At 63.0% G+C, this 7,208-nt stretch carries 6 protein-coding genes; 1 reads left to right on the forward strand and 5 read right to left on the reverse strand.

Annotated elements, in window-relative coordinates; genetic code table 11:
* The 3 genes from AC1DUU_RS18755 to AC1DUU_RS18765 all read right to left on the reverse strand — a co-directional run.
* The coding region (locus AC1DUU_RS18755; RefSeq protein ID WP_476784912.1) for a peptide chain release factor 1 at positions 1 to 854 on the reverse strand (854 nt) is incomplete at its 3' end.
* Positions 851 to 3,124: a phosphoenolpyruvate--protein phosphotransferase gene (gene ptsP / locus AC1DUU_RS18760; protein ID WP_476784917.1), complete on the reverse strand. Its 2,274-nt coding sequence runs from the start codon at positions 3,122 to 3,124 to the stop codon at positions 851 to 853. The genes ptsP and AC1DUU_RS18755, both read right to left, overlap by 4 nt.
* Positions 3,125 to 3,203: 79 nt before the next feature.
* Positions 3,204 to 4,457 carry an aspartate kinase gene (locus AC1DUU_RS18765; RefSeq protein WP_476784913.1) on the reverse strand — a complete coding sequence of 418 codons (1,254 nt, stop codon included), beginning with the start codon at positions 4,455 to 4,457 and terminating at the stop codon, positions 3,204 to 3,206.
* 195 nt (positions 4,458 to 4,652) lie between these two features.
* On the opposite strand from AC1DUU_RS18765, the gene ubiG reads away from it, so the two are divergent.
* A complete protein-coding gene (gene ubiG / locus AC1DUU_RS18770) occupies positions 4,653 to 5,399 on the forward strand; it encodes a bifunctional 2-polyprenyl-6-hydroxyphenol methylase/3-demethylubiquinol 3-O-methyltransferase UbiG (RefSeq protein ID WP_476784914.1) in 747 nt (248 codons plus the stop codon).
* A gap of 30 nt (positions 5,400 to 5,429) precedes the next feature.
* Here ubiG and AC1DUU_RS18775 read toward each other — a convergent pair whose 3' ends face one another.
* A complete protein-coding gene (locus tag AC1DUU_RS18775) occupies positions 5,430 to 5,945 on the reverse strand; it encodes a flavin reductase family protein (RefSeq protein WP_476784915.1) in 516 nt (171 codons plus the stop codon).
* Between the two features lie 12 nt (positions 5,946 to 5,957).
* Positions 5,958 to 7,082 carry an LLM class flavin-dependent oxidoreductase gene (locus AC1DUU_RS18780; protein ID WP_476784916.1) on the reverse strand — a complete coding sequence of 375 codons (1,125 nt, stop codon included), beginning with the start codon at positions 7,080 to 7,082 and terminating at the stop codon, positions 5,958 to 5,960.
* Between the last annotated feature and the right edge of the window lie 126 nt (positions 7,083 to 7,208).

The following is a 7,208-nucleotide window of genomic DNA, read 5'->3' on the forward strand; positions in this document are numbered from 1 at the left end:
GCGCGGCTGCGCTCCATATCATAGAGGCGCGCGCGCAGGATCTGCATGGCGCGCGCGCGGTTCTGGTGCTGCGATTTTTCAGCCTGCACCACCATGATGCCGGTGGGCAGATGGGTGATGCGCACGGCCGAGTCGGTGGTGTTGACGTGCTGGCCGCCAGAACCCGAGGCGCGCATCGTGTCGATGCGGATGTCTTCGGGACGGATGTCGATATCGACTTCCTCGGCTTCCGGCAAAACGGCAACCGTCGCTGCGGAGGTATGGATACGGCCACTGCCTTCGGTCGCGGGAACCCGCTGGACGCGGTGGACGCCGGACTCGAACTTCAGATGGGCAAACACGCCCTTGCCCGAGACGGTGGCGACGATTTCCTTGAAGCCGCCCGCGTCGCCGTCGCTGGCGGACRCCACTTCGAAGCGCCAGCCGCGCGAGGCCGCGTAGCGTTCGTACATGCGGTAGAGGTCGCCGGCAAACAATGCTGCCTCGTCGCCGCCGGTGCCGGCGCGGATTTCGAGGATGGCGTTGCGCTCGTCGGCTGCGTCCTTGGGCAAAAGCAGGATCTGGATTTCCTGCTGGAGGCTCTCGATGCGGTCTTCGACCTCGGGCTTGTCCATTTCGGCAAGCGCGCGCATCTCGGCGTCGGTGCCCTTGTCGGACAGCATTGCCTCGAGATCGGCAAGCTCCTGCTCGGCCCCGCGCAGCTCGCGGATCTTGGCGACAAGCTCCTGGATGTCGGAATATTCCGACGCCAGCTTGACGTAGACATCGGGGGCTGGTCCGGCAGCCATCTGCGCTTCGAGCATGTCGAAGTGCTTGACGACTTGGTTCATTCGGTCATGGGGCAGGCTGATCATAATGGTATGGAACGGTCGTCCGMAAAGGCCTGGAGCAGCGCGCGCATCGGCAGGCTGGCGGCAGGACCGGAAAGGTTATCGTCGAAGAAGGATTTCAACTCACCGAGAGGAAGCTCGGTCAGCATCGCCTTGACCGGGCCGATGGAGGCCGGCGACATGGAGATCGAACGGTAGCCGAGACCAAGCAGCGCCATCGCCGAGATCGGCTTGCCGGCAAGTTCGCCGCACAGCGTGACGGGCGTGTGGTTGCGCAAACCGGCATCGGCGATCTGCTTGAGCACCCTCAAGAAGGGCACCGACAGCGGGTCGAAGCGATCGGCAAGTTGCGTGTTGCCACGGTCGGCGGCCATGACGAACTGGAACAGGTCGTTGGAGCCGACCGAAACGAAATCGACCGCCTGCATGAGCTCATCGAGCTGCCACAGCAGCGACGGCACCTCGATCATGGCGCCGAGCTTGAGGCTCGTCGGCAGGTGGTGGGCAAAGCGCGACAGGTGTCTGACCTCGCGGTCGATGATCTCGCGTGCCTGCGCGATCTCGCCAAGCTCGGTGACCATCGGCAGCATGACCTTGAGCTCGCGCCCACCGGCCGCCTTGAGCAGCGCGCGGACCTGCGTGCGCAGCAGTCCGGGACGGTCGAGCGTGAGCCTGATGGCGCGCCAGCCAAGGGCCGGGTTTTCCTCGTCCTGCCCCGAGCCCTTGAAATAGGGCAGTACCTTGTCGCCGCCGATGTCGATGGTGCGGAAAGTGACGGGACGGCCGCGCGCGATGTCGAGCACGTCGCGGTAGAGCTTTTCCTGCGCTTCGGCGCGCGGGAAGGTCGAGGCGACCATGAACTGCAACTCGGTGCGGAACAGGCCAATGCCGGCGGCCCCCGCTTCGGCGAGCTGCGGCAGGTCGACGGCAAGGCCGGCATTCATCAGCAGGTCGACCTTGACGCCATCCTTTGTCTCGGACGGCTTCTTGCGAAGTTCGCGGTAGAGTTCCTGCCTGCGGGCGCGGAAACGCACCTTTTCGGCGTATGCTGCTTCCAGATCGGCCTGCGGGCGCAGATGGACCGTACCTTCGACGCCATCGACGATGATCGGATCGCCGTTTTCCGCCATGGAAACGGCGCCCTTCATCTGGCCGGCGACGGGAATGCCCATGGCGCGCGCTACGATGACGACGTGGCTGGTCGGCGCACCGTCCTCCAGCACCAGGCCGCGCAGCCTGTCGCGCGGGTAGTCGAGAAGTTCGGCAGCCCCCATGGAGCGCGCAACGATGATCGCGTCCTTGGGCAGCGATTCAGCGATCGTCTCGGGGCCGCGACCCATGAGCTGGCGCAAAAGGCGGTTGGCGAGATCGTCGAAATCGCTCATCCGCTCGCGCAGATAAGGATYGGTCATGTGCAGCATGCGCGCACGCATGTCGCTTTGCACTTTTTCGACGGCAGCTTCAGCCGTCAGGCCGTTGCGGATCGCCTCTTCGAGCCGCCGCACCCAGCCGCGGTCGTTGGCGAACATGCGATAGGCTTCGAGAACCTCGCGGTGCTCGCCCTCGAAGGCGACGTCGCGGCGTTCCAGCATGTCGTCGATCGACAGGCGCAGCGAGCCGAGCGAATCCTCAAGCCGGCGCAGTTCTTCATCGCTGTCTTCGTTGAACAGATTGGTGACGACGATGCGCGGCTCGTGCAGCACGACATGGCCGAGGCCCACACCTTCGTTGAAGGCAATGCCGGTGAAGCTCGCCGGGCGCGACATATCGAGTTCAAGGCCGGGACGGCTCAGGCGGCCGATGTCGCCGGATGCGATCATCTCGGCGATGACCATAGCAGTCGTTTCGAGCGCTTCGATCTCGTCGTCGCGGTAGTGGCGCATGGTCTTGTTCTGGACGACCAGAACGCCGAGCGTGCGCCCTGCCCTGAGCACCGGCACGCCAAGGAAGGAGTGATAGATCTCCTCGCCTGTCTCCGGCAGGTAGGCGAAGGCAGGRTGTTCCTGGGCATTGGACAGGTTGAGGGCACGAGCACTGGCCGCGATCGTGCCGACCAGGCCCTGGCCCAGACGCAATTGCGCGAGGTGAACGGCGTTCGGGTTCAGACCGACGGTGGCGTAGAGCTCAAGCACCGAGTCGGYGCGCAGCACATAAAGCGAGCAGACTTCGGCCACCATGTTGGCGGCGATGTCGCGCACGATCCTATCGAGCCGTTCCTGTGGCTCGAGGGGCTCCGCCATCAACTCGCGGAGCCGTTTCAGAAGTACGCGCGGCCCAGCGGCCATGTCACGTATCATTCACCGTCTCCAATGGTTTGGACCCGGCGCTGCACATGCTGCACGCCGGCAACGCGGTGACGCTCGACTCCTAATACTACTGCTTATCGAGACCGTAGACGGAATGCAAAGTGCGAACAGCAAGTTCCGTGTAGGGACCGTCGATCAGGATCGAAATCTTGATCTCGGAGGTGGTGATGGCGCGGATGTTGATACCCTTGGCCGCCAGTGCCTGGAAGGCGGTTGCGGCAACGCCGGCATGGCTGCGCATGCCGATGCCGATGACCGACACCTTGGACATGCCCTCGTCGTGCTGGACCGCGTCGTAGCCGATGTCGGGGCGGATCTTTTCGAGCACGGCGAGTGCCTTGTTCACGTCGCCCGAAGGCACGGTGAAGGTCATGTCGGTGAACTTGCCGTCCTCGGAGATGTTCTGGACGATCATGTCGACATTGATGTTGGCCTCGGCCAGCGGCCCGAAGATCCCGCCAGCTACGCCCGGCCGGTCGGCGACACGGCGCAGCGAGACCTGGGCTTCGTCCTTGGCGTAGGCAATTCCGGTGACGACCTGCTGTTCCACGATTTCATCCTCGTCACAAATGAGAGTACCAGGCGGGTTGAGGAAATCCCCCATGCCGGGCGCATCGGGATCCTCGAAGGACGAACGCACGAAGGTGCGGACCTTGTGCACCATGGCGAGTTCGACCGAGCGGACCTGCAGCACCTTAGCGCCGAGCGAAGCCATTTCGAGCATTTCCTCGAACGAAATGCGCGACAGGCGACGCGCCTTGGGCTCGATGCGCGGGTCGGTAGTATAGACCCCGTCGACATCGGTGTAGATATCGCAGCGATCGGCCTTCACYGCTGCAGCTATTGCGACAGCCGAGGTGTCGGAACCGCCGCGGCCGAGCGTGGAGATGCGGTTGTCGGGGCCGATGCCCTGGAAGCCGGCAACGACAGCGACCTGGCCTTCCTGGAAACGCTTGATCAGGAACGAGCCGTCGATGTCGAGGATGCGGGCCGCACCATGGGCGTTGTCGGTCTTGATCGGGATCTGCCAGCCCTGCCAGGAGCGCGCATTGACGCCGATGTTCTGCAGCGCAAGGGCCAAAAGACCGGCGGTCACCTGTTCGCCCGAGGCGACAACGGCGTCATATTCGCGGGCATCATGCATCGGCGAGGCATCGCGGGTCCAGGCGACCAGTTCGTTGGTCTTGCCGGACATGGCCGAAACAACGACGGCAACCTGGTGGCCCGCGTCAACCTCGCGTTTGACATGGCGCGCGACGTTGCGGATTCGGGCGATGTCGGCGACGGATGTCCCGCCGAATTTCATCACGATGCGCGCCATAGAAGCGAAATGCCCTTGCCATATGCGCCGGCCCCAAGGGGGCCGGAAAATGAGTGAAAACACCGATGTTTGGCTCGGTGCCGAATGCGCGGCCTGCATAGCCAAAACCGTCAGCTTCCGCAAGGCGCGGAAATTGTCGCCTTGACAATCCATGCGCCAGACCCGACTTCCTTGCGCTCGAAGGAGACCACATCAATGCCAGATCCCCGCCCATCGACCATCGATGCCGGAGAAGTCGAGCGGTTCTCGGCACTCGCCGCCGAATGGTGGAACCCCAACGGCAAGTTCCGCCCGCTGCATAAATTCAATCCCGTGCGCCTGGGCTATATCCGCGATCAGGTCGCGACACGCTTTGGCCGCGACACCCACGCCGCACGGCCATTCGAAGGCCTGCGCATCCTCGACATCGGCTGCGGTGGCGGCCTGTTGTGCGAGCCGATGTCGCGCCTGGGTGCCGAAGTCGTCGGTGCCGATGCGTCCGCGACCAACATCGAAGTGGCGAAAATCCATGCGGCGGAAGCCGGCGTGACCGTGGATTACCGCGCCACGACAGCCGAAGACCTGGCCGATGCCGGTGAAAAATTCGACATCATCCTCAACATGGAAGTTGTCGAGCACGTCGCCGACGTCGAGTTGTTCGTCAAGAAATGCGGCGAGATGGTCAAGCCCGGCGGCATCATGTTCGTCGCCACCATCAACCGCACCTTCAAGGCACTCGGCCTCGCCATCGTGGGCGCCGAATATGTGCTGCGCTGGCTGCCGCGCGGCACCCACCAGTACGGCAAGCTGGTACGCCCCGAAGAGCTCGACAAGGCGCTCGTCGGTGCTGGCCTCGCCACCATCGACCGCACCGGGGTGACCTACAACCCGCTCTCCGATCGCTGGCAGAAATCCCGCGACATGGACGTCAACTACATGGTGCTGGCGGAAAAGGCGGCCTGAGGCCGCCTTTCCCAACCCTAGATTGGACGACTACGCAGCCAGCGGACGATATCCGCCGCGCCAATAGAGCAGGGCCTGGTCGGCATCCTGCGTCCGGACCGCCTCGACAGAGCCGATGATAATCGAATGCGAGCCGCGATCGATCATCTCATCGAGGCTGCAATCGAAGGCCGCAACCGCATCCGAGAGGATCGAAGCGCCGGTCTTGAGCGTGACCCAGTCGGCGCCATCGTAGCGCTCGTTGCCCTTAATGCCACCGAAGCCGGAAAAGCGCTCGGCGACCTTCTGATGCTGCGGCCCCAGCGAATTGACGGCGAAATGGCCATGCCGCTCTATGACCGACCAAGTCGACGACGAGCGGTTGACGCAGGCGATCACCTTGGGCGGCTCGGCCGACAGCGACACGACCGAAATCACTACCAGTCCGGACCGGTCATCGCCGATGCCTGCCGTAATGACGCTGACATTGCCCACCATGAGCCGCATGGCGGCACGAAAATCGGCGGCACCCACGGGAAGCTGAGGATCGAAAACGGGTATCGTCATGATCTCACCCCCTCAGGCCGCCGACCGCTGCGCGGCAGGCGCGATACGCACGCCCCTCGCCTCCAGGATCGGCAGGACGTTGTCGCGGAAATAGGGAAACTCCTCGGCGTAATCGACAAAGGACAAGGTGGTTCCGCGGAAGCCTGCCTCGTGCAATGCCGTAAAGCCGTCCGCAACCTGCTCTGGCGTGCCGACAAGGGGGAAACCGCCGTGCCCCGCGGCCATGCGATCACGGATGAGCGCGAGCAGTTCGTGCGGGAAAGACTGCGCATGGGCGAACTGCAGCCGCACCAGATTGTCGACCGCCTCCCAATCGGCGTTCTCGCGGCCCGAATAGTTGAGGAAGTCCAAGGCCTGCTTCTCGGTCGGACGGCAAACGACATGCGAGAAGGTGAGAACATCGACGTCACGCCCGGCTTGCGTCGCCTGCACCTTCAATGCGGTTATCTCGTCTTTCGAACGAACGAGATCGATCGCCGGCGTAAACAGAAAATCGGCATTCTGGATCGCGAATTCGCGACCGCGCTCGGAACCAGCGGCATTAAGGATCGGCGGGCGCTTTGAAGGGCGAGGATCGCCCAAAATCTGCTTCAGCTTAAAATAGGTACCGTCCCAGTCGAAAGATTCGGTGCGGCTCCACAGCGCCTTGATCACGTCGAACCACTCCTGGGCGTAACCGTATCGCGTGGCATGGTCGTCGGGCAGCGTGAGCCCGAGCGCTTCGTATTCCGGCTTGTTCCAGCCTGCGACGATGTTGAGGCCAACACGTCCGCCGCTGATCTGGTCAATGGTTGCCAGCTGTTTGGCGACGACGACCGGATGATTGGCAACCGTGTGAATGGTAGCGAAAATTGTGATGTTGCGCGTGTGGGCGAGGAGCCCCGTCGCCCAGGTCATCGTCTCCAGCACATTGCCGTGGAAATTGGTCTCGCCACCATAACCGATCCAGCGGGCGATCGGGAGCATGAAGTCGATGCCGGCGTCGTCGAGAAGCCTGGCGAGACGAAGATTGTTGGCCCAGGAATTGTCCCAGCGATCCTGAATCTTGGTCACAGTCATGCCGCTGGAGCAGTTGGACGCGAAGGTGCCGAGAAAGAAGGGCTGCACTGCGGACGCAGATGTGCCGAGCATGCTCATGTTTGGGTCTCCTCCCCATAAGATGAACTTTATAATAGAAAGTCTATCATAAATTCATATGGACGCAAGTCGGCATCCCGGGGCATGTTCGCTTGCCGAGGAAGGGACCGATGAGCAGAGAGAAGA

The organism is Aminobacter sp. P4_H6_2, assembly GCF_056400805.1.